General features: G+C 58.2%; 19 protein-coding genes. 11 read left to right on the top strand and 8 right to left on the bottom strand.

Features of this window, described 5'->3' with window-relative positions; genetic code table 11:
- Positions 1–143: 143 nt before the first annotated feature.
- The 3 genes from J4E00_RS20230 to J4E00_RS20220 form a co-directional block, all read right to left on the bottom strand.
- Entirely contained in the window at positions 144–2,024 is a 1,881-nt protein-coding gene (locus J4E00_RS20230) for a serine hydrolase domain-containing protein (RefSeq protein ID WP_208177087.1), read from the bottom strand.
- Between the two features lie 568 nt (positions 2,025–2,592).
- Positions 2,593–3,576: a glycosyltransferase family 9 protein gene (locus tag J4E00_RS20225; protein WP_208177086.1), complete on the bottom strand. Its 984-nt coding sequence runs from the start codon at positions 3,574–3,576 to the stop codon at positions 2,593–2,595.
- 111 nt (positions 3,577–3,687) lie between these two features.
- The gene (locus J4E00_RS20220; RefSeq protein ID WP_208177085.1) at positions 3,688–5,424 is read right to left on the bottom strand and encodes a helix-hairpin-helix domain-containing protein; all 1,737 of its coding nucleotides are present in this window, start codon (positions 5,422–5,424) and stop codon (positions 3,688–3,690) included.
- 244 nt (positions 5,425–5,668) lie between these two features.
- Between J4E00_RS20220 and J4E00_RS20215 the strand changes: the two genes are divergently transcribed.
- The 8 genes from J4E00_RS20215 (at position 5,669) to J4E00_RS20180 (ending at position 12,569) form a co-directional block, all read left to right on the top strand.
- Entirely contained in the window at positions 5,669–5,977 is a 309-nt protein-coding gene (locus tag J4E00_RS20215; RefSeq protein WP_236049979.1) for a lipocalin family protein, read from the top strand.
- A 199-nt stretch (positions 5,978–6,176) separates the two neighbouring features.
- A complete protein-coding gene (locus J4E00_RS20210) occupies positions 6,177–6,803 on the top strand; it encodes a thioredoxin family protein (protein ID WP_208177083.1) in 627 nt (208 codons plus the stop codon).
- Positions 6,804–6,855: 52 nt separating this feature from the next.
- Positions 6,856–7,908, top strand: a complete 1,053-nt coding sequence (locus J4E00_RS20205) for an FAD:protein FMN transferase (RefSeq protein ID WP_208177082.1) — start codon at positions 6,856–6,858, stop codon at positions 7,906–7,908.
- 79 nt (positions 7,909–7,987) lie between these two features.
- Positions 7,988–8,170, top strand: a complete 183-nt coding sequence (locus J4E00_RS20200; protein ID WP_208177239.1) for a DUF4266 domain-containing protein — start codon at positions 7,988–7,990, stop codon at positions 8,168–8,170.
- A 126-nt stretch (positions 8,171–8,296) separates the two neighbouring features.
- Entirely contained in the window at positions 8,297–9,655 is a 1,359-nt protein-coding gene (locus tag J4E00_RS20195) for a DUF3570 domain-containing protein (RefSeq protein ID WP_208177081.1), read from the top strand.
- Between the two features lie 125 nt (positions 9,656–9,780).
- A complete protein-coding gene (locus tag J4E00_RS20190) occupies positions 9,781–10,191 on the top strand; it encodes an EVE domain-containing protein (RefSeq protein WP_208177080.1) in 411 nt (136 codons plus the stop codon).
- A 97-nt stretch (positions 10,192–10,288) separates the two neighbouring features.
- Positions 10,289–11,902, top strand: a complete 1,614-nt coding sequence (locus J4E00_RS20185; protein WP_208177079.1) for a hypothetical protein — start codon at positions 10,289–10,291, stop codon at positions 11,900–11,902.
- Positions 11,903–12,014: 112 nt separating this feature from the next.
- Positions 12,015–12,569 carry a DUF4252 domain-containing protein gene (locus J4E00_RS20180; RefSeq protein WP_208177078.1) on the top strand — a complete coding sequence of 185 codons (555 nt, stop codon included), beginning with the start codon at positions 12,015–12,017 and terminating at the stop codon, positions 12,567–12,569.
- Between the two features lie 6 nt (positions 12,570–12,575).
- Here the strand turns inward: J4E00_RS20180 and J4E00_RS20175 are convergent, their stop codons facing one another.
- The 4 genes from J4E00_RS20175 to J4E00_RS20160 form a co-directional block, all read right to left on the bottom strand.
- The gene (locus J4E00_RS20175; RefSeq protein WP_208177077.1) at positions 12,576–13,250 is read right to left on the bottom strand and encodes a response regulator transcription factor; all 675 of its coding nucleotides are present in this window, start codon (positions 13,248–13,250) and stop codon (positions 12,576–12,578) included.
- Positions 13,251–13,255: 5 nt separating this feature from the next.
- Complete coding sequence (locus J4E00_RS20170; RefSeq protein WP_236049977.1) at positions 13,256–14,020, bottom strand: sensor histidine kinase; 765 nt, start codon at positions 14,018–14,020, stop codon at positions 13,256–13,258.
- A gap of 8 nt (positions 14,021–14,028) precedes the next feature.
- Positions 14,029–14,679 carry a hypothetical protein gene (locus J4E00_RS20165; protein ID WP_208177075.1) on the bottom strand — a complete coding sequence of 217 codons (651 nt, stop codon included), beginning with the start codon at positions 14,677–14,679 and terminating at the stop codon, positions 14,029–14,031.
- Between the two features lie 148 nt (positions 14,680–14,827).
- Positions 14,828–15,289, bottom strand: a complete 462-nt coding sequence (locus J4E00_RS20160; protein WP_208177074.1) for a hypothetical protein — start codon at positions 15,287–15,289, stop codon at positions 14,828–14,830.
- Positions 15,290–15,572: 283 nt separating this feature from the next.
- Between J4E00_RS20160 and J4E00_RS20155 the strand changes: the two genes are divergently transcribed.
- The 3 genes from J4E00_RS20155 to J4E00_RS20145 all read left to right on the top strand — a co-directional run bounded on the left by J4E00_RS20155 (position 15,573) and on the right by J4E00_RS20145 (position 20,205).
- Positions 15,573–16,844, top strand: a complete 1,272-nt coding sequence (locus tag J4E00_RS20155) for a TULIP family P47-like protein (RefSeq protein ID WP_208177073.1) — start codon at positions 15,573–15,575, stop codon at positions 16,842–16,844.
- 214 nt (positions 16,845–17,058) lie between these two features.
- On the top strand, positions 17,059–18,774 hold the full coding sequence (locus J4E00_RS20150) for a TULIP family P47-like protein (RefSeq protein ID WP_208177072.1): 1,716 nt from the start codon (positions 17,059–17,061) through the stop codon (positions 18,772–18,774).
- 6 nt (positions 18,775–18,780) lie between these two features.
- The gene (locus J4E00_RS20145) at positions 18,781–20,205 is read left to right on the top strand and encodes a TULIP family P47-like protein (protein ID WP_208177071.1); all 1,425 of its coding nucleotides are present in this window, start codon (positions 18,781–18,783) and stop codon (positions 20,203–20,205) included.
- A 273-nt stretch (positions 20,206–20,478) separates the two neighbouring features.
- On the opposite strand, the gene J4E00_RS20140 is transcribed toward J4E00_RS20145, so the two are convergent.
- Positions 20,479–21,774, bottom strand: coding sequence for an aminopeptidase P N-terminal domain-containing protein (locus J4E00_RS20140; protein WP_208177070.1), 1,296 nt, complete (start codon positions 21,772–21,774; stop codon positions 20,479–20,481).
- Positions 21,775–22,020 lie beyond the last annotated feature (246 nt).

Here is a 22,020-nt window from a genome sequence, read left to right as displayed (position 1 = left end):
AAAGTAAGAACGGCCGGGGAATAATCGACGAGTAGTCGCGAAAGGCAAAAAAAGCTTGTTACCACTTTTTCATGGTTTCAACGGCGCAATGGTCAACGCAAATCTATCAGCTAGCCTTAATTCCAGCCCTCTGCTTGGTGGATTTACAGTGCCCAGGTCCGAAGCCCAACCCAGCCGTGCGCCCACAGCAAAACAACCAGGCAATTCAGAAACAACGCATTAAAAGCCATCACGCCCCTGGCCCAGGCCGGGCTCAACTGGGACCACTGCCGGACCAGCAGCATAACGCCTGCCATGGCGAATACGCCAAAGAATAACGAAGCAAAGAATATCGCCAGCGAAGTCGGGTTGATGGAATTGAAAGCAATTTTGTTTTCAGAGTCTGTAATCGTCATAACCCGAAGCGCCATGAGGCCGCTGCAAACCGCCAGCCCAGGCAGTAAGCCGACGAGCAACCGCTGCCGTATTGCGCTGTTAAACACCGCTAAAAGCGACCAGACCAATGCCCATAGTAAGGATAGTCCCATTGCCAGTACCGATAAGCCCAGGCCGAGCTGCTGGAGCAACACCGGCCAATAGGCAGTCTTTTTATAGAGCTGATGGGTGTTGTGGGCCTGCAAAAAGCTAGTGCCATCTTCCAATTTTCCAAGCACGACCGAAGCGTGGTGTTTCTTGGCTTGGCGAAATAATCCCTCTGCAAACCAACTGACAGTATCTGCCCGTCCAAACAGGGGCTTGAGAATAAGCTTGCCCTGGTATTGGGTAACGTGGAGGCCCCCAGTAATGCGTTGGAGGAAGTCCCATTGCTCGTTCCAAACATTCACCGGCTTGTAGTACCCCTGATAAGCTTCCAGCATTGACAGTGGTACCTGGCGGGCTGTTGCGGGAGTAATCGGCGGCAGCTCTTGGGTCAGAAAGTCTTCAATCAGCTCGGATACGCGCCACATGCCTTGACCACTATTGTTCGAAATGGCATACCCAACGCGGCGGCGACGGTCATAATTGATTAGCGAAGCAAACCCATCGCCCAAGCCAGCATGCCCTCTGAAATCAGCTTTTGCATGATGGAAGAATGTCAGGTTGCCCAGAGCATATCCCATCTGCAGGCCGCCTTTGGCCGCCGCAGTGCTATGGATGGTCTCCATTGTGGTTAGGTAGGAGGAATCGACCCACGGCTGGCCATCAATCTTCCAGTTGTTGAGAAAAAAGCGCAGATAACAGCTCATGTCATCGGCACAGGAGTGCAACGCCCCGGGCGCCCCGTTGCCGGTCGGCACAAAGAACGGGAATGGGATGTACGCACCATTTGCCAGTCGGTACCCACGGGCATACCGCTGGTCCCCTTTGATTCGCAGGTCAAAATCAGAATACCGCATGCCCAATGGGCCAAGTAGTGCCTGTTGAAGGTACTGACTCCAGGGCATGCGCGTGGATTTCTCTATGATGTACCCCAGAATGGTGTAGTTAGGACTAGCGTACGAACTGGCCAGACCGGGTTGCCACCTGGCTACCAGACAGGTTTGATAAAACTGAACCGCCGCCACCCCGGTCAAATCGGTGGAGGTGGCATTGCAAACCATGTTCAGGTGCACGTCGTCAAATCCGGTTGAGTGCTCCAACAGGTGTATCACCCGCACGGGATGCGAGCTCTCCCAAGGGTTTTGGTACTTCACTTCTGGCGCAATGTCACTCAGCTTATCCTCCAGATGCAGCTTGTGCTCCGCCACCAGTTTGAGGATGCCCAGGGCGATAAACATCTTGGTGATAGAATTCAAATGAAATAGCGTTTTTCCATCTATTTTTTGCCCGGTTTTCACATTGGCAACCCCCAGACCACCCGAAAATATAATTGAGTCCCCGGCGACAACGGACAGCATCAGTCCCGGCATATGTTCCTGCTGCATTACCTTTTTGATTTCAGCAAGTAGGGTTGGCAGTTTGACGGAGGAGTGACGTAGCTGGGCTGATGCAGGGAAATTACTGAATAGCCAAACTAACAGAAGCAGACTCAGGCGGCTGTGCATGGGTGTAAAACAACAGCTAAGTGAAAGATATGAAGCGCCTTACAGCAGCAGTTGCAAGCGGAGCAATAAATATCTCGCCCCTCGTTTCCAGTCTTGTTCCACTGTATCCAAGCACACTTATGATGGCACTGCTTGCCCGTTCCGCTGTATCCAAGCACACCCATAGCTACAGGTTACCAGCCAGATTTACAAAATATTAAATATTGATTCACAATCAATTGCGTAGACATCACCTATTCAACCGAGTATATATTGCAACTCTTGGTACAAAGCGCTGAGGGAATGGTAATCGGGTAGGGTTAGCCAGCTAGCGCTTGAGGAGCGGCCAGAGGATTTCAACGCGGTTGAGCTCGAGCTAGTAAGTGGACGCTGCTGCGCGCACATGGCGCGGTGAAAAGGACCCTGCGCGTAGCTCACGACTGGCTTCCAGTGCAAGCCGCCATGGGAGCACTCAATCAATCCAAAGCTGGTTTACGAGAGGCAGCGGGCGGCTCAAAGGTTCCTGCAGTACGCCACTTATGGCACCAAACTGCACGCGCACGCCCCAGAGGGCGAGGATAATAAGCTGTTAGTCCGGTACCCCCATATAATCTAATTCCAGCACCTGCTCGCGCATGCACTTGAAATGGCCTTGCGGGCATTTGGCGTAGCCAATTTTGGAGCATGGTCGGCAGCTCAGCCCGTTCACTTCCAGCTTTTTAAATTCCGTCCGGTAGGGATACATCCCAAACTCCGGCACGGTGTTGCCCCACACGCTGAAAATTTGCTTGCCGAAAGCCGCCGCGATGTGCATCAGCCCGGTGTCGTGGCTCACCACAAAAGCGGACTGGCGCAGCAACGAAGCCGATTGATGCAGTGAGTAGCGCCCACAGCCGTTTTCAATGAGTAACTTATTGACTGCTTGTGCTAGCGCGCTAATAATGGCCTCGGCCACGGGGGCATCTTCCGGGCCACCTAGCAGCATAACGGGTCGCGGGGCCAGGTGCTGACACAGCTCCACCAGCTTTTCCAATGGCAGGCGCTTGGTAGCGTGCTGCGCGCCAATGGCCACGGCCACGTAACCACGCTGAAAAGCTTGCGGCAGCGTATTCAGGGCCACTTCCTGGCCTGCGGGAATGAAATAATCGAGGCCCTGGCCGTCGTCTTTCACGCCCAATGGCGCGGCGGCAGCCAGGTAGCGCTGCACGATGTGCACGTCGGGCAGCCTATTGATTTTGAAGTTGACCAGCAGCCACTTCTGCCAGTTCAGCTTGTCGAAGCTGCTTGACTTCACACCCAGCCGCAGCTTGATGAGGCGGGTGCGCAGGTTGTTGTGCAGGTCGATGATGTAATCGAACCGCTCAGCCTGCAGCTGCTGCACAAGCTCGCCCAAGTTGCCGGTCAGGCAGTGCACTTTGGCAACGTAAGGGTTGGGTTCCAGCAGGCCGCGGTAGCCGGGCTTGGTGGCAACGTGCACCTCCGCGCCCGGCACCTGCTGCGCCAGCGCCCGCAACACGGGCGTAGTCAGCACAATGTCGCCGATAGAGGAAAAGCGGAGAACGAGGATTTTCATGAACGTGTACCGCGAAATTTCATTTCGCCACAAGCGTAGCGAGTAATGGAACAGCATAAAAACCGCCACGGCAACGAATTCGCTACGCGCGTGGCGAAATGAAATTTCGCGTTACTCGAACAACGACTTCTTATATTCCAAAGGCGGGGTGATGTTGGCCTTGCGGGCTTCAAAATAGGCTGCTACTTCGTCTGCCGTCTTCGCGTTGAAGGTCATTTCTTTGGTCAACAATCCCTTGCGGCCCATCAGCACGCCGTAGCGCATGTCTTCGTAGCCGTTGGTGTGATGGGCGTCGGGGTTGATGCTGAGCATCACGCCCTGGTCCAGGGCATAGCGCACCCAGCGCCAGTCAAGGTCGAGCCGCCAGGGGTTGGCATTGATTTCGATGATGACCTGGTGCTTGGCACAGGCATCGATAACGGCTTTGTAGTCGATGGGGTAGCCCTGGCGGCGCAGCAGCAGGCGGCCGGTGGGGTGGCCCAGCATGGTGGTGTAAGGGTTTTCAATAGCGCGCAGCAGGCGGTCGGTGGCTTTGCGCTCGTCCATTTTCAGGTTGGAATGGATGCTGGCTACGATGAAATCGAAGCTGGCCAGCACCTCACTGGGATAGTCAAGCGAGCCGTCGCTGAGGATGTCGCTTTCGATGCCTTTGAAGATGCGGAACGGAGCCAGCTCTGCATTCAACTGGTCGATTTCCTTGTGCTGCTGGCGCACGCGCTCCACGCTGAGGCCATTGGCATAGTGCGCGGCCTGGCTGTGGTCGCATAGGCCGAGGTATTGGTAATTATGGTCGCGCAGCCAGGTGGCCATCTCGCGAATGCTGTGGTTGCCGTCGGACCAGGTGCTGTGGTTGTGCAGGGAGCCTCGTAGGTCGCCGTCTTCGAGCAGGTGCGGCAGTTTTTTTTCGGCAGCGAGGGCAATTTCGCCCAGGCCCTCTCGCAACTCGGGCACGATGAATTGCAGGCCGGCTTTTTCATACAGCGCTTCTTCCTGCTGAAATTTCTCGCGACGTGCCCACTGACGTAGCGTCCCCGAAGTAGCCAGGGTCTCTGCCAAATGGCTTTCGGCAGCGGAATTCAGGAAAACTTCCGTCACAAAATCTTCAGTGGACGTCAGCAACACTTCTACCTGCACGCCCGATTCTGTAGCCTTACCGCGCCAGGCGAAAGGACCGGAACGGCGCGGGTCGGGTGTGAGGCCGGCCATACCGTTGAGCAGCTGGTGGGCCTGCGCCGGCTTGTCGGTGGCCGCTACCAAGCGCACGGTTTCCACGGTTTCGAGGCGGCGGCGGATTTCACCGGCTACAGCTACCTGCTCAGTGTTGAGGGTTTCGCGCAGGTGTCGGGCGAGGTCTTCGGCCAGTTGTTCGGCCTGCGGGTAGAGCAGCTTGCCCTTGCTCTGGCCGGAAAATTCCAAGGATTCCAGAATGGATTCCTGGGTCTTCTTACCGAAGCCCTTCAGCTTGCTCACCTGGTCACTTTCGGCGGCTTCGCGCAGTTGCTCAGTGCTTTCAATGCCCAACTCGCGCCACAGGGCACGTATTTTTTTGGGACCAATGCCTTTGATGCCCAGCATCTCAACCACGCCGGGCGGTGTGATATCCAGCAGGCGCTGTAAGTCCGAAAACGTGCCGGTATCGAGCAGCTCGGCTACTTTGGCGGCGGCCGTTTTGCTCAGGCCGGTGCGGTCGGGCAGGCCGGCGCGCTCCACTTCCGACACGGGGAAGCTGAGTGAATCGAGGGCATTGGCCGTGCCTTCGATGGCACGAATTTTAAAGGGATTTTCGTCGTGCAGCTCCATCAGCTGGGCAGCCAGCTTGAAGGCACGGGTGAGGGCGCGATTATCCACGGGTCAACGTTTTTTTGTGGGCACGAATGTAGCTTACCCAAGTGCTTACGTGGCTTGGCTCCCAGCGGCCGGGCCTGTTCCAAACTCTGTAAATAGGTCATCGGCTACCCTTTATTAACCGCTCATTTTGTTAAACCTGATGCTAAAACCCTCTTTTTTTTTACGGCTCCTGCCGTTCTCGCTCCTGCTGGCTGCTGCTTGTCAGCCTAATAAGCCGGCCGTGGTTACGTCTTCCCCAGCTTCTATGAAGCAACTGGAAGGCACCTGGCTTTCTTCGCGGGAGGAAGACCACGGCGACACGCTGGTGTACCGGCCCAATACTTACAAGTTTCCACCGGCGCGGGGCCGCACCGGTTTCGCCATCAAGCCTTTCGGGCGGTTCGAGCAGTTCGACATCGCCCCCACCGATGGTCTGACTGGCCGCGAAGGCACCTGGACGGCCGATGGCAACTCGTCGCGCCTGCTCATCCACCTTGCCGACGGCCAAATGCCCAATTACACCCTCGAAATCATTTCCCTCAAAAAAAAGGTTCTGCAGCTACGCCGCCGATAAGGTTTTCGCAGGCCAGTGGATTAGCACCGTAGTTCATGTATTGGCGAGGCCTCTGAAACAATTCTTTTACCGGCTTCACTGGTTGTTTTAACCCCTGCCGGTGACCGCCGTAGAACTCCCGCCGCCAGCGGTGCTGTTGTCACAGTTCTTCACATCAGTCTTTTCCCAAGCCATGCATTTTTCCTCATTACCACGCCTTTTGCGGGCTTTTATCCTGCTGGGCCTTACGATTACCTGCTTCGGTCCGGCGCGGGCTCAAAAGGCCGCCAACGTCAAAAGTGAGAAGGCCAAAACCAAAACGACCGCCACCAGCAGCACGGCGGTGGCCAAGGACAAAGCCGTAGCGGTTTCCAACGAGCCGCAGCCGGTTTCGCCGGTGGCGTCCGCTCCACAGGTCATTATGGATGCTACGCCCGGCGTTGTTCCGGCCGAGGGCCTGACTGGCTGGCTTACCGACCTTGGCGCGGCGCAAGCCCAGGCCAAAGCTGCCAACCGGCCCATTGTGGCTGTTTTTTCTGGTTCAGACTGGTGCAAGCCCTGCATTATGTACGAGCAGGAAGTTTTCGCCAAGCCCGAGTTTGCTGAGTATGCCAAGGATAAGCTGGTGCTGGCCCATTTCGACTTTCCGCGCTTGAAAAAAAATCAGCCCAGCGCGGCCCAGCTAAAGCTGAACGAAGCCGCTGCGGCCCAACTCAACCGCGAGGGCGACTTCCCGCTGGCCGTCGTTATTGCCCCCGATGGCAAGGTACTGGCCAAGACTGGCTACATCGCCGGCGGTCCTGCTGCCTTTGAAGCTTATTTGAAAAAGGTGGTCCCCAGCCTCTAGAAAATCTTTAGAATTGGGCAGTAGCCTTGCTTGGTTTTTGGACAGTAGGAGCATGACGCGAAAGAGTTGGAAATCTGGGTTAAGCCTGTGGCTGTTGCTGGCACTGCTGACAGCGGGGCTGGCTCAAGCCCAGGCCCCACTAGCACAGCGCCACACTTTCACGCGCAGTGCCCACCTCATGGGCTCACACTTCACCTTCACGGTGGTAGCCGATAATGACTCGGCCGGGCAGCGTGCCCTGCGGGCCGGGCTGGGCGAAGTGAGGCGCATCGACCGACTGATGTCGTTCTGGGATTCAACTTCCGAAGTGGTGCGCATCAACCGCATGGCAGGCATGCAGCCGGTGGCTGTATCGGCCGAAACGTTTGATTTGATAAGCCGCACCCTGCGCCTTTCCAAACTCAGCGACGGCGCCTTTGACATAACATTCGCCAGCGCCGACAAGCTGTATAAATTTGACCGTCAGTCCCACGCCAACCTGCCCGACTCGGCCGCCATCCGGGCTTCTGTGCGCCGCATCGGCTGGCAAAAAATTAAGCTGGATGCCGCCGCGCACACGGTTTTCCTGCCCGAAAAGGGCATGCGCATCAACTTGGCGGGCATTCTGCAAGGCTACGGCCTGCGCCGGGCCAAACTGGTACTCGACCAGTTGGGCATCAAAGGCGGGCTGATGAACGGTTCGGGCGACATCTACTGCTGGGGCCGACAGGCCGACGGCTCGCTCTGGCGCGTGGCCATCGGCGACCCCGACCACCCAAACAGCGTGGCCGCCTGGGTCGACATAACAGATATGGCCGTGGTGACGGCCGGCAACTATGAGCAGTACTTCACGGTGGGCCAGCAGGTGTACGGGCATATCATCAACCCGCACACCGGCTACCCGTCCATTGGCCTGCGCTCGGTCACCATCCTTTGCCCTGATGTGGAACTGGCCGATGGCCTGGATGAAGTCGTATTTGTGAAAGGCCCAACTGCCGGCCTGGCCTTCATCAACAGCCTGAAAGGGGTGGATTGCACACTGATAACCGACGACAATAAAACGCTGACTTCCCGGGGCATGACGCTGAACTATTACCACGGCCCCGCCCCGACCACCCACCCCTGATTTTCCGTAACCGATTATTGTGAGAAAGCTCCCATTATCCATCCACTCCCGTCTCGTGCTGGCGCTGCTGCTGCTGCCCATGTCCGCCGCCTTGCCCAGCTGCGTGTCGGTGAAAGCTTACCAGAAAGTATACCTCAACGATGAGGATATGAAACTGGCCAGCAAGCCAGTGGAAACGCCCGAAACCAATTTTGAGAGCTACCGCGAAGGTGCCGGCGGCGCCAACGGTGGCAAAGTGGGCGGCGGCTGCGGGTGTAATTAGGCCGTCAGCAGCAGAACGCTATGCTGAGCGTAGTCGAAGCATCTCACGTGCAACATTGGTTAAATAAGCTGAACAATTCGAGTGAATGCTTTGATTAGGCTCAGCATGACGTTTTAGATTTCTCTCTTGAAGCAGCTATTCCTCCCCTTATTCGTCTTGGGCACCATGGCCACTCCGGCCCTGGCCCAGACTGGCACCACGCAGAACCCTAACCGCATCGACGGGTACGGGGCCCCCGTGAGCCCGTCAGTGCCCATAAACCGGGCGGCCGATGAGGCAACTATCGACATCATCGGCGGCTATTACCAGCAGGATGGCAGCCACGGCGCAGTGGAGGGCGGGCGCGGCACCCAGCAACTTACCGATGTGCCGCCGGCCATCATCGTGAACGTGCCGCTCGATACCGTGAGCCGGCTTTCAGTGAACGTGGGGGCGGATTTCTACTCCTCGGCCTCAACCGACCGAATTGATTTTGCGCTCAGCACACCCTCGGCGCACGACGTGCGCTACCACGGCGACGTTGGCTACAGCCGCGAGCAGAAGGCCAAGGGTACCATTTGGGGCGTGGGAGCCGGTGTGTCAAAAGAATATGACTACTCATCCTTCAACGTGGCCGGCTCGTTTGCCAAAACCTCGCAGGATGGCAACCGACAGCTCAGCCTCGCGGGCCAGGTTTTCTTTGACCAGGTGACGCTGATTCAGCCGCTGGAGCTGAGGGAAGGCTACGCGGGCAACAGCACAGGCAAGGGCAATTACGGCTCAGACAAGCGCCAGACCTACAACTTTACCGCTACTTATTCGCAGGTGCTCACCAAGCGCTTGCAAGCGGCCATCAGCACCGAGCTGGTGTCGCAGAATGGCTTACTGAGCACGCCGTTTCACCGGGTGTATTTCCGGGATAACCCCGACCGAAACCTCGCGCCTGCTGTGGGCGACGACTTTTCGGCCCGTGCTGCTACGGCGGCCCGTGCTGAGGTGCTGCCCCGCTCGCGCTTCAAATACCCGGTGAGTTTGCGCGTGAATTATTATGCTACCGACCTGGTCCAGGTTCGGGGTTTCTACCGGTTTTATAACGACAATTTTGGCGTTGTGGCCCATACGCTGGAGCTTGAGCTGCCGGTGAAGGTGACCCCATTTTTCGTACTTTACCCCTTCTACCGCTACCATACGCAGACGGCTGCCACCTACTTCGCGCCGTTCGCGCAGCATTCCATCAGCGACCAATACTATACCTCCGATTACGACTTGTCGGCTTTCTCGGCCAACAAAGTGGGACTGGGCCTGCGCTACTCGCCGGTGTACGGCATCGGGCGCTTCCATGTGCCGGGCAGAAATGCGCAGGGCCTGCCCCGCGTCATGCGTTTCAAATCCCTGGACCTGCGCTATGCCCACTATCAGCAAACGGGCTCGTCCAGCTACGCCGCGCAGGACCGGGCCGACCTCATTGCCAACATCATAAGCTTCGACCTGGGTTTTGCCTTATAGTGCCCTACGAATAAAGCCTTCCGGTTTATTTCCTTTGTGGTGTGCAAACCAGCGGCCGGCCGGCATCTATGCCAGTGTCGGCCGTTTGCGTGTCCACTCAGCCGCCCACTTATTCAGTTCCTCTTTTGAAACACTGGCTCGTTAAATCTGAACCCGAAGCCTACTCCTGGACTACGTTTGTGCAGGAAGACGGCACCGCCTGGACCGGCGTGCGCAACTACCAGGCCCGCAACAACCTCAACCTCATGCAGCCCGGCGACCTTGTGCTCTTCTACCATAGCGTGAGCGAGAAGGCCGTGGTGGGCATTGCCGAAGTGGCCGCCCTGGCCGCACCTGATGCTACCGCCGAAGCCGGCTCGCCCTGGGTGGCGGTGCAGCTGCGCCCCGTGCAGCCCCTCCCCCAGCCCGTGAGCCTGGCCCAGCTTAAGGCCGATGCCCGGCTGAACGAGCTGGCCCTGCTGCGGCAGTCGCGCCTGTCGGTGCTGCCGGTGCGGCCCGAAGAATTCGACACGATTCTGGCGCTGGGCGCGCATTAAGGTCGCAGCACCAAACATCGAACTTGGCCGTAACTTTAGTATGTTACCTGCTCATCCGAGCTTTGGTATTTTCAGTTGCTTTTCACGGCATACGGGCATGAAACTCCGCTACTTTCTACTGCTGATGTTGATGGGCAGCCTGACGGGCGTGCCAGCGCTGCAGGCCCAACGGCGCGCGGCTCAGGCTACGCCGCCACTGCCCGGTGCCCCCGTCCAGACGGCCCGCACCGAGCTGCCCCTGGTGCCTTCCGAAAGCGAAGTGCACGTACAGGCTTTGGCTGCCGACAGCACCGTGGTGCTGCTGATAGGCCGCAACAAGCCCTTATCCAGCAAAAGCACGTTCGCGTTTCAGCAGTACGACCAGGTGCTGCACCTGCGGCAGGAGTCGCCGCTGGAAGTGCCCGATGAGTTCGACTTCACGCGCATGTGCGCTGAGAGCAACACGGTATACGCCTTGTTTTCGTCGCACAGCACCCCTGGCCGCATATGGGTAGCCGCCTATAATGGCCGCTTCGCGCAGACCCGCACCCAGCAGTTTGACACCAAGCTGACCCGCGAGATAGTGGAGCTGAAAGCACTTGACGGGCGCCTGTTTGCCACCGTGCTGCTCAATGACCAACAGCACGTTACGGCCATGCTGCTCGACGTGGCCACCGGGCAGATGCAGTACCTGCCATCGGTCTACGAACCGCTGCCCACCCAGCTCACCTTCGTGGCCGATGCTGCCACCCGCCGCGCCGAGTACGTGCTAAGCCAGACCAACGGCCGCAAGAGCCGCCTGCTGCTCAAGCAACTCACCGACAAAGGCCAGCTCGTCAGTTCCGAATTTGTGCAGGCCGAGAGCGACCGCAGCCTCATCACGGCCCAGGTAACGCCGCCACAGGACACCACCGCCCGCCTGCTGATGGGCACTTACTCGCTCCGCGGACCAGCCGACTATGCCCAGGGGCTTTTTGCTACCGACCTGCGGCCCTCGGCCGGGGCGGCAGCTGGCGTGAAACAACCGCTGCGCTTCTACGACTTCCTACACCTCAAGCACTTTTTTGACTACCTCAAGCCCAGCCGCCAGGCCCGGCTGCGGCTGCGTACCGAGCGGCGCATTGCCCGCGCCGTGCCGCCGCTGCGGTGGCACTACCGCCTGCTGCTGCACGAGCTGCTGCCCCAGCCCGACGGCGGCTATGTGCTGGTAGCCGAAGTGTACTACCCACACTACCGCTACAACAGCTACGGCAGCTACATGGGTCCCGGCAATAACATTGGCAACCAGTATTATACTTCCCCCTATTCCAGCTCCCGCATTTTCGATGGTTACCAGACCACCCATGCGCTGGTCTGTGGTTTCGACCGTACCGGGACGCTGCAGTGGGACAATATTTTTGTGGTAGAAAACCTGCGCCGGGCCGAGTTGGAAGAAGCCGTGCGCCTGCGCGGCCTGCCCGACGGCCGCCTCGTGCTGGCCTATCTCGACGAAGACAAGCTGCGCTACAAATTGATAAACCGGGCCGAAGCGGGCCCCAACGACCAGCAGGTGCCCATCCAGACCGGCAGTGTGGCCAGCGGCACTACCAGCCCCGAGCGCACCGCCGACACTTCCCAAGCCGACCTGCTCCCTTGGTTCGGCAGCCGCTTCGTGGCCACCGGCTACCAGCGCGTGCGCATGGAACACGGCCCCGACCGGGAGGTATTCTTCCTGAATTCAGTGGTTTTTTAAACCAGCATAAAGAACGGTCATGCTGAGCGGAGTCGAAGCCTGACGTTCCTGGCATCATTTCCGCACTGGTTTCGTACTGCTGCTTATTCCTCTTTCACCCTCCCTTCATTGCATGCTCAACAAACTCCGCCTCCCCTTTCTCTTTCTAATTCTGTTGCTGGCTGGGTGCCGCGCCGGTGGTCCTGGTACGCCAGCCAAAACCGTAGCCTCATTCTTCTCCAAATACGACGGCCGCGAAGGCTTCAAAACCACCGAATGGTCAGCCGACCTGCTCCAGCGCCTGGCCCTAGTGAAGGCCGCCAAGCTCCTCGGTGGCTCCGACCTCACCAATGGCATCACCGGCATCCGTTCGGCCAAGGTTATCAGCTTCACGCCCACCACTTCTTCGGCCAAAGAGCTGGCTGCGCAAGGCTTGCGGGCCGAGGCCAGCGGCATTTTACAGAATAATAAATACGACCCACTTTCCACCGCTGGCTTTGGTGGCAGCAACTACGCCATTTCCACCCGCGGCTCGGGCAACAGTGTATCGGAATTCGCCGCCTTGGGCAGCCTGCCCGATGTAGCCGATTCGTTCGTGCTGGTATCGGTGCAGGGCAATTTCACCCGCTCGCAGGTGGAAGCGCTGGGCAAGTACCTGCCGCAGCTGGTGCAGGCAACCAGTAAGTAGCCTAATTTACAGCAAATCGGCGGGGTCCAGGAGGCCGTGCTTGATGGCGAAGAGCACGAGGCCGGCCGTGTTGCGGGCACCGGTTTTCTCAAGGAGATTGGTACGGTGGCCGTCTACGGTGCGTACGCTCACGCAAAGCCGCTCGGCAATTTCAGTTGCTGTCATCTGCTTGCAGATGAGGTCCAGGACGTCTTTTTCGCGGGCCGTGAGGATGGCTACCACGTTTTCGGTGAGCAGGCGGCGGGGCTTTTTCACGAGCATTCGGTTCTTCATCGCCGTGAGGAAAGCCTCGTTGAAATAGAATTCCTTTTCGACCACGGCCCGAATGGCCCGCTCCACTTCCAGCGGCTCCACGTTCTTGAAAAGATAGGCATTTACGCCCAGGTCCATGAGGTGCGTCACAAACCGGTCTTCGCCGTAAACCGATAAGATGATGACTTTCAGTTGAGGGTAATGCCGGCGAATCAGCTTAGTCGTTTCAACACCGTTCAGGTCGGGCATTGAGAGGTCGAGCAAGGCCACATCGGGCAGGGGCGCGGCCGTGGCGAGGGCATCGAGCAGGCGCTGGCCATTGTCGGCTTCGATGGTGGTCTCAACGCCTTCAAACTCATTAATGATGGCCATCATGCCTTTGCGGAAAAGGCTTTGGTCGTCGGCAATCGCGACGCGAATGGTAGACATGGAAATCAGGCAGTTAGTGGAATAGACAAGGTTACGCGCAGGCCCTGGGCAGGCTGGGTATCGAAGGCAACCGTGCCCTCAAGCATCTGGGCGCGGGTTTCGATGTTTTTCAGGCCGAAGCTGCGGCGCTGGTAGGCCTGTTCGAAGTCGAAGCCCTGGCCGTTGTCGGCGTAGTGCAGCCGGACCTGCTGGGCTTCGTGGTGCAAGCTCAGCTTGATTTCGGAGGCCGCAGCGTGCTTAAGGGCGTTGTTGAGCAATTCCTGCACCAGGCGGTACACTAGCAGGCCGCGCCGGTTGGAAAGGGCCGGCTCGGTATCGACGCGCAGCTCAATGTCGACATCGGACAGTGCCATGGCAGCTTCACAAAGGCCTTCGAGGGCATAGGTCAGGCCCAGTTCCTCCAGCCCTTGCGGGAGCAAGTCGTTGGAAATCCGCCGGATACTGTCAATAGTGTTGTCGATAACGTCCTTGAAGCGGGTGGTCAGATTGGCGGCCTCCGGGGTGGGCGGAGTATGCTGGGCAAGTTGCGTCACAAGCAGGCGCATGGCCGAAAGAGCAGCGCCTATTTCGTCGTGTAGGTCGCGGGCCACGCGCTTGCGCTCGTCTTCCACCGCATCCAGGGTCCGGTACACCACCTGCTGCTGCAACCCCAACTGCATCTCCCGGACCACCAATTCCTGCTCTGAAACCCGCTTTTGGTACAGAAAGAGAAAGCCGACTACCCCGGCTACCAGCAGCGCCAGGGCCAGGGCCCCACCAAAAACGAGCATGTATAAATCTATCGCGGACGCGGACTGAACCATAAGCCGATACCAATAAACAAGTGCATCAGGGCCATGAGTAGCGCGTGCAGCCCCCAGGCCATAAAGCTAACTTGTTTAGGCTGTTTTAGTAGGGCATTGCTCAGCATAAAGAAGAAGATGTTGCTGGCAAAATAGAGCAGCAGGCCGGTATTTATCCAGAATACAGGGTAGTGGTTAAGCCGCTTGGCTGGTAGCTCGGTCAGCACTTTGTAGTAGCAAAGCAGCGCCAGGGCAATGACCAGCAGGCTTTCCAGGCTGCGGGCGTAGGTATTGGAATGGGTAAGGTCCTGCAGAAAAATGCTGTTCAGCACGGCCAATACCGTAAACCCGGCCATCAGCCCCGGCACTAGCCAGCGGGGATAGAAACGGGCAAAAAAATGGTGGTAGAACAGAGCAATGACGTTGAATTCCAGAATAGTGTACGTGTGCAGAATGTATAGATTGGGAATGTGCAGCACGCGCGCCGTGAGAAAGGAGAAAAGCTCGCCCACGGCAGCCAGCCCCACAAACAACCCGACGAAACCCAGGTAGCCCGTCAGGTAGCGCAGCCGCACCAAGGCAATACCAACCGAAATCAGCAGGAAGTACGACCCATTGCTGAGCATCCACAGAAAGAAGGGCTGCATAGTAGCGGGGGTTGGTTATTGATGCTTGCTTATTAGTGCTTGGTATGTGGTCGTTAGTGCTTGTTGCACAAAATGTTCAGGGCAACAAACGACCTTTTATGCCTTACAGCCATGCACCAGGCACTAATAAGCAAGCACCAACAATCAGCTAAGCGCACCGCTCGTCGGGTGCGCCGATGAAGAGGGGGCTTTCGGTATAGCACTCCGGCGGGCAACAGTGTGAGAAGTCGAAAACTTTGTAATCCACGTCGGTAACGATGCCATCCTGGTTGATAATCGTGGGGCCGATGAGGTCAACGATAAGCTCCGGCTGCGGGGCATCGGGCTGAACGTTCTTCTGCTTGGCCGCCGATACCAGCACCAAGCAAGGGCGGAGGTGGTCGATTTCGGGGTCCTCTTTGCGGCCCACGTACATCCGAATGAATTCAGTGTCCTGCTGCGCCAGCAGTTCCATAAAATCGGCCCGGCGCACAACGAAGGCCCGCATTTCGGTGGGGTCGATGGCCGCTCCCTGGGCATCGGCATCAATCCAACTGGTGACCCATTTTTGGGCGAGGTCGAGGGGAATGGAGAGCGGAGTCCAGTCCGACTCTTTTTGCGTGGCTTGCATGAAAGATTTGTGAAAAGTTGAGCTGCAAAATGACGCCTTTTGCTGCAGATGGCACCCCGTAGAAATACCCGTTTTAGCCAACTGGGTAAATATACCCGGCCTACCCCAGTAAAGCGCCTGGTTTAGCAAAACGGGCCTTTTTGCCCCGTTGTCAGCTGTAGGGGCCGCCCACCTTTGCCATCGATTACGGCGCTGCTTACCCGGTCTGCTACGGGCAGTTAGCTTGTCCGGCAATCGCCATCTGGGCCAGGCAGTGGCTCCTCACCTTTTCCCCTTTCTGACAATGAACACCTACGGATGGGACAGCGTTTTCGCGCTGTCGGTGCCGGCTGCCAATAAGCAGCTAGCGGCCAACATGAGCAAGCTGCTCGAAACCTTCAACTTCAACTATACAGGCGGCTTGGCCCCCACCCAGATTCAGGGTACGTTCTCGCCCTGGCAGATTGTGCCGGGTGGCTCCAACAGCATTATTCAGCTGAAACTCCCGATTCAGAGCGGGACCATGAACGTATCGGGCCTTGGCACCTACCAACTCGATGGTGTGGCTGTGGAAGTGCAGATTCCGCTTGCCATTCTGCCCAGTACCGTGACGCCCCAAACGCAGGAACTGGCCTTCGATTTCAGCGGTACGGCTACCAACGACAGCAGCGGCATTGTCTACATCCGGACCGACGACCCCAACCAACGGGTGCCTACCAGCTACGACACGCTGCTCGGCGACGCCCTCATTCAGTGCCTGTTGGCCAATAAGGCGGCCATCACCTACATCTTTGCCACCATCGACCTCACGCCTAGCGCCAACAGCTGGCTCACGCCCGTCGAGTCGGTGTTCAGCTACCAGGTGCCGGTGGGGAGCAGCACCCAGTACCTCTCCATCCTGAGCATGACCACGGCGCAGGATGTAAGCAAACTGAGCCGCAACGTAGACCCCTCGCTGCTCAACCCGGCCGACGACTGGTCGATGGCCATTTCGTCGAGCCAGTTTCTACGTGGGGTCATTCTGCCTACGCTGCCCGGCGTGTTTGGGCACGGCACCACGGCCAGCACCTTCCACTACGACTCCGGCCAGAACGCCATTCTTAATACCCAGTCGTTCGATACGGATGAGGTGAAATCGGGCTTGATTGAGTATAACCCCAAGATTACATCTCTGAATATGACCGTGTCCGGCAATGCCCTGCACTCGGTTACGAGCGGCAACTGCGACCTGGGCGTGGGAATTTCGATGACGTTCACCGTCACCTCGAACAATGCGATGGTCTTCAATGCCAGCCAGCAGACGTTCACTTTCAACGACGACCCCAACCCGACCGAAACCCACGACGACAATATTCCGACCTGGGAAGAAGTGCTGTTTCTGGGCCTGGTCGACGTCATTACGATGGCCGTGGTGCATTTCGTCGCCGACGACATCGCCGACCAGCTCAACACCATGACGGGCACCCGCAGCTTCGCCGGCATGTCGCCCGACGTGGTGAAGTGGACCGGCATGAACCACCTGACCGTGAAGGCCGGTGGCCTCAGCGACAGCTTCTACATGCAGGGCACCATGTAGCCGGTCCAAGCAGCGAAAGTCGGATAACAGTCGTGCTGAACGGAGCTGAGGCAGCTCGCGTGTCATTACTACTTCATTGCGATTGGCTTACTCCTCCATGCGAGCTGCCTTGGCTGCGCTCGGCGTGCCCCTCCTGCTTGCCGGCCTGACAGGCTGAATAATACTCATTCAACCCCCATTCATTTTTCACTTTTCACCTTCATTTTTTAACCCTATGAGTACCACCAGCACCACCAGCAACCCCATTTCGACCAATGGCTGGGATAGTGTTTCGGCACTGACCTACGAAGCCGTGAACCAGGCCATTGTGGCCCTGAAGTCGTCGCCCCCCTCCTTTAGCATCAGCGGCGGCTCCGAGCATTCGCTGGCCGGGCCCTACACCGTAAGCGCGAACTTCGGCGACTGGCAGGTGACGGAAGGCGGCGACGGCCAGAACGTGTGGATGAGCCTGCCACTAAACAACGGCGTGGCCACTTTTCCCTCGTCAGATAACACCTACCACTTCAGCGGCACGGCCATCATCGAGGTCAAGATGAATTACATTCCGCAGCCAGGCAGCCCCACCGGCACCGGGACCGGCGACAGCAAGCTGCTGCAAATCCTGACGCAGAGCACCGATAACAACGTTCCGATAGTTTCGATTGAGGAGCTGACTCTCGACCAAAAACACATGGATTCGACGGTGGTGGCCACCATCCAGGGGGCGCTGCTGGAATGGCTCCAGGATAATCTTCAGGTGTTCAACCACGTCTTTGCCGTAGCCGACCTCAACGTGGTGCTTTCGGATGACGAAGCGGGTTTCCAGTGGCTGAAGCCTACCTACGTGAGCTATGCCGTGGTAGACAACGCCTCACTGAAAACCAGTATATTCGGCGTATTGGCCATGACGCGCAATATTGCGCAGTACCCCGCCCCCACCTCGCACCAGATATCGCCCGATGCCATTCCGAGCGGTTGCAACGGCGGCTTCCTGGTGTCGGAAGAGCGGTTCCTGACCGAGATGCTGCTGCCCGGCGTATACCTGCTGTTCTACAACGCCAGCCCGGCCGACTTTACGGTGGGCAACGATAACACGTCGATTGTGAACACGGCCCCGCTGTTCTTCAACCTCACCGACGACGACGACAATAACTACAACGCCAAGGTCGACGCGCAGAACTTCTCCATCTCCATCCTGGGCCAGCAACTGTCCATCAGCTTCACCAACATCGTGTACGAAAGCGGCCTGGGCGTGTACACCCACATCGACTACAAAGGCATCTACGTGCTGTCGTCCAACAGCAGCCACCAGCTGCAAATGGACCTGCTCTACACGCCCACACTGCGCACCTCCATCACGCTGTCGGAAGGTCGCTCCTGGGCCGATATCGGCATCACCATTGCCGCTTCCATCGCCGGGGCGGTGATTGGTGCCGTGCTCGGCGGCATCGTGGATGCGGCCGTAACGGCTGGTGCCGAAGCGGCGACGGACACTATGACAACAGCCATTGTCGACGGCGCCGGCGACGCCCTGGCCGATGGCGGTACAGAAGTTGCGGCCGACGCCAGCCTAGATGAGGTTGTGCAGGTTGCGGCCCTTAACGCTCCGGAAGTACTGGCCGAAGACGCCGCCGTAGCGGCTCCCGAAGTAGCGAATGAGCTGGCTGGTGATGGAGGAAAAACCGCCGCCAAAGGCTTCCTGCGGCGCATGGGGCCCAAAATGCTGGGCTCGATGATTGGCGGGGCCATTGGCGCGGGCATCGGCAGCATTCCGCTCATCCTTACCAACATCGGGGCCGACCCGACGGACATTCCTTCGCTCGACGAGTTTGCCGAACAGGCCATCAGCCCCATTACCTGGCCCAATACCTCGGGCTACGAAATGGTCTCGGCCGGGCTGAATCAGTCCATGCAAATTGGCATCAACTTCACTGCGGGCACGCCCAGCTAATTAGCCATGAGCACAACCACCAACCCGCCCCCGGCCGCCCAGCTCGCCGATACCTACGGCTGGGACACGGCATATGCCCTCACCATTCCGCAGCTCAACGCGGCCATTGTGAAGCAGGGCAGCTCGCCCACGACGTTTGCCTACTCGCAGGGCGGTGTGAGTATCAGTGGCACCTTCGGGGCCTGGCAGGTATGCCGAGGCGGCGACGGCAAGCTGCTGCACATGCTCATCCCGATGCCCACGCTCACGGCCGTGTCGGGCACCACCACCCTGGACTACACCAACGGCAGCTGCGTGATTGAACTGCACCTGCAATACGTGCCGCATACCGTGGCCGATGCCAAGGCCTCGATGGGGACGTTTCATCAGTTGATGGTGAAGTACCTGCCCGATACCAGCGCGCCCAACAACCCCGCCGTCAGCATTGTCACAATGACGTTTGCCGGGATGGACTTTGTGACGAATGCACTGGTGAGCGGGGTGCTGCAATCCTGGTTTGAGGCCCACATCGCCGATTTTGCCTACATCTTCGCCGAGGTCAACCTGAATCGGGAGGCCGACCAGGGCCAGTTTCAGTGGCTAATGCCTACTTATACCGACTACGCCTACCTCGACGGCCCCACCGACGATACCAGCGTGCTGGGCATCCTGTGCATGACCTCCGACAACGGCACGGCCCGCAGCCCCACGGGCCTGGTGGAACAGCTCTCGCCCAATGCCATCCCGCTGGGTTCGGAGGCCGGCTTCCTCATCTCGTCGGAGCGTTTCCTGACCCAGCTGATTCTGCCGCTGCTGCCCACTATTTTCCCGGGCGCTACCGTGGCCGATTTCGCGGTAGCTGCCGATGACCAATCCATTTCACTCCTCAACCCGGTGAAATTGCAGGAAGTGGAAAGCGACGGCAGCACCTACTCGCCCTTGCTCACCGGCTTCACGCTGTCGCTGCTGGGCCAGCAGATTACCATGGATGCCACCACCAAAACCACCATTGTGCTGGGCATTGATGCCTACGCCCAGAGCACGTATGTGTACGAGCTAGTGCTGACCACTACAGGCGGCGGGGCACCGTCGCTCAACTTCCAGCCCGTGGGCACCCCCGTGACCGAAAACTGGACGGAGCAGACCACTGGCTCCATCATAACCGAGGCCGTTGCCGCTGTGGTGGTCGTTGTGGTTGGCATCGTGGTCACGGTGATGAGCGGGGGCACCGATTTGTTGGCCGCCGGCATCGTCATCGGCTTGCTGGTGGGCGTGGTGATGGTCACGCCCGAGCTCATCGAAACCCTGGGCACCGACGACGCCCCATCAGTCAACGACTTCATCCTGAATGCCACCGACCCTATTAAGTGGACTGATGAGGACGATTTTGCCCTCAACTACGCCAGTCTGAACGGCTCCCTCCAGTTAGGCTCCGGGTCGCTGAACGGGTAGTTGCAAGGGTTGGCCAAAAAATGGCTTCCGACAGGAAGGAGCACCGCGGATTTACTGCTACAACAAAGCCGACGTCGAAATCATATGTAACTTTATCGGCGGGACGCACCTGATACCTAATCTGCCCCTGGTTCCTGAAATCAAGAAGACCGCCTCGTTGCTGATGCGTTGTTATCTTGATTTCAGGAACCAGGGGCAGATGTATAAAAGTTGGTGCGGAAGCTCTCCCATCGGGGCCCATGACCCGCAACGTAGGTTAGCTTATAGCAACACCTATCGTCCCTGCGCCATCAAGTCCTCAATTGTATCGGCTTGCAGCGGAATGTCGGCCATCAGGTCTTCGTTGCCGGTGGCAGTGATGAGGATATCGTTCTCCAACCGAATGCCCAGGCCCTCTTCGGGAATGTAGATGCCGGGCTCGACGGTGTACACCATGCCGGCCTCGAAGGTGCGGTACTTATAGCCCACATCGTGTACGTCGAGGCCAAGGTAATGGCTGGTGCCGTGCATGAAATACTTCTTATAGAGTGGCGCCGCAGGGTCCTGATTTTTCACATCGGCGGCATTCAGCAGGTCGAGTTTGATGAGTTCCTGCTCCATGCACTCGCCCACCTGCTTGTGGTACTCCTCAATCTCGTTGCCGGCCACAAGGCGGGTTTTGGCAAAGGCCATCACGGCCAGCACCGAGTCGTACACCTGGCGCTGGCGGGTAGTGAACTTGCCATTGACGGGAATCGAGCGCGAGAGGTCGGCGGCGTAGTTGGCATATTCGGCGCCGAAGTCTAGCAGAATCACGTCGCCGTCCTGGCACTGGTTGTCATTGGTGGTGTAGTGGAGCACGTTGGCATTTTTGCCGCTGGCCACGATGCTGCCATAGGCCGGCCCGCGGCTGCGGTTGCGCATGAACTCGTGCACGATTTCGGCTTCAATCTCAAATTCCCACACGCCCGGCTTCACAAAGCCCAGCAGCCGCCGAAACGCCTTGCCCGTGATATCGCAGGCCTGGCGCATCACCCGGATTTCCTCGGGGCTCTTAATGGCGCGCAACTGGTGCAACAGGCGTGAGGCACGGCGGTAGTTGTGCAGGGGGTACTGGCTTTGCAGCATCTTGATGAAGCGGGCATCACGCGTTTCGACCTCCACCACGGCCCGGATGTGCTCGTTCGAGTTCAGGTATACGTTTTCGGCCTCGTTCATCAGCGCCGGCAGCACCGATTTAAAGTTTTCCAGCCACATAATGGTCTGGATGCCCGAGTTCTGGCGTGCTTCGTCCTTGGTCAGCTTATAGCCCTCCCAGATGAGAATGTGCTCGGACGTTTCTTTCAGGAACAGGATTTCGCGGTGCTGCGGCAGCCGTGCATCCGGGAAGATGACGAGGATGCTTTCCTCTTGGTCGACACCGGAGAGGTAGAACAGGTCGTTGCTCTGCCGAAAGGCCATGGTGCCGTCGGCATTGGTCGGCATAATGTCGTTGCTCTGGAAAATAGCCAATGAGGCCGGCGGCAGCAGCTCACGGAAGCGGCGGCGGTTCTCAATAAAAAGCTCGGGAGCGAGGGGGGCGTAGCGCATGGGAAAACGGGGTTGGAAGTATGGGCTGCAAGTTAGGAAGCCGACCGTTGGAACTCCGCCAGAGTAGCCCGACGCTCCGGTTGAATGGCTGCACTGTCGGAACAGTTGAAGCAAGAACCCTGGTGAAACGACGGCCGGTTGCAAGAAGAACAGGTGATGGAAACAACGACAACCAGTAGGACGGGTCCACCGTCGGACCAGCGCGGTGGGTGCTGCTATGGCAGCTTTCGGCAGCACGCACGACCC

This window comes from Hymenobacter negativus (assembly GCF_017571495.1).
GTDB lineage: Bacteria > Bacteroidota > Bacteroidia > Cytophagales > Hymenobacteraceae > Hymenobacter > Hymenobacter negativus.
Note: the sequence above shows the minus strand (reverse complement) of the source record. Positions and strands in the feature narration are given on the sequence as shown.

Bases quoted from the DNA above. Each gene is read 5' to 3' on its own strand.
- J4E00_RS20230 (WP_208177087.1), bottom strand. From the start codon at position 2,024: ATGCACAGCCGCCTGAGTCTGCTTCTGTTAGTTTGGCTATTCAGTAAT.
- J4E00_RS20225 (WP_208177086.1), bottom strand. From the start codon at position 3,576: ATGAAAATCCTCGTTCTCCGCTTTTCCTCTATCGGCGACATTGTGCTG.
- J4E00_RS20215 (WP_236049979.1), top strand. From the start codon at position 5,669: ATGAAGCAACTGGAAGGCACCTGGCTTTCTTCGCGGGAGGAAGACCAC.
- J4E00_RS20205 (WP_208177082.1), top strand. From the start codon at position 6,856: ATGACGCGAAAGAGTTGGAAATCTGGGTTAAGCCTGTGGCTGTTGCTG.
- J4E00_RS20200 (WP_208177239.1), top strand. From the start codon at position 7,988: ATGTCCGCCGCCTTGCCCAGCTGCGTGTCGGTGAAAGCTTACCAGAAA.
- J4E00_RS20185 (WP_208177079.1), top strand. From the start codon at position 10,289: ATGAAACTCCGCTACTTTCTACTGCTGATGTTGATGGGCAGCCTGACG.
- J4E00_RS20180 (WP_208177078.1), top strand. From the start codon at position 12,015: ATGCTCAACAAACTCCGCCTCCCCTTTCTCTTTCTAATTCTGTTGCTG.
- J4E00_RS20175 (WP_208177077.1), bottom strand. From the start codon at position 13,250: ATGTCTACCATTCGCGTCGCGATTGCCGACGACCAAAGCCTTTTCCGC.
- J4E00_RS20170 (WP_236049977.1), bottom strand. From the start codon at position 14,020: ATGCTCGTTTTTGGTGGGGCCCTGGCCCTGGCGCTGCTGGTAGCCGGG.
- J4E00_RS20165 (WP_208177075.1), bottom strand. From the start codon at position 14,679: ATGCAGCCCTTCTTTCTGTGGATGCTCAGCAATGGGTCGTACTTCCTG.
- J4E00_RS20160 (WP_208177074.1), bottom strand. From the start codon at position 15,289: ATGCAAGCCACGCAAAAAGAGTCGGACTGGACTCCGCTCTCCATTCCC.
- J4E00_RS20155 (WP_208177073.1), top strand. From the start codon at position 15,573: ATGAACACCTACGGATGGGACAGCGTTTTCGCGCTGTCGGTGCCGGCT.
- J4E00_RS20150 (WP_208177072.1), top strand. From the start codon at position 17,059: ATGAGTACCACCAGCACCACCAGCAACCCCATTTCGACCAATGGCTGG.
- J4E00_RS20145 (WP_208177071.1), top strand. From the start codon at position 18,781: ATGAGCACAACCACCAACCCGCCCCCGGCCGCCCAGCTCGCCGATACC.
- J4E00_RS20140 (WP_208177070.1), bottom strand. From the start codon at position 21,774: ATGCGCTACGCCCCCCTCGCTCCCGAGCTTTTTATTGAGAACCGCCGC.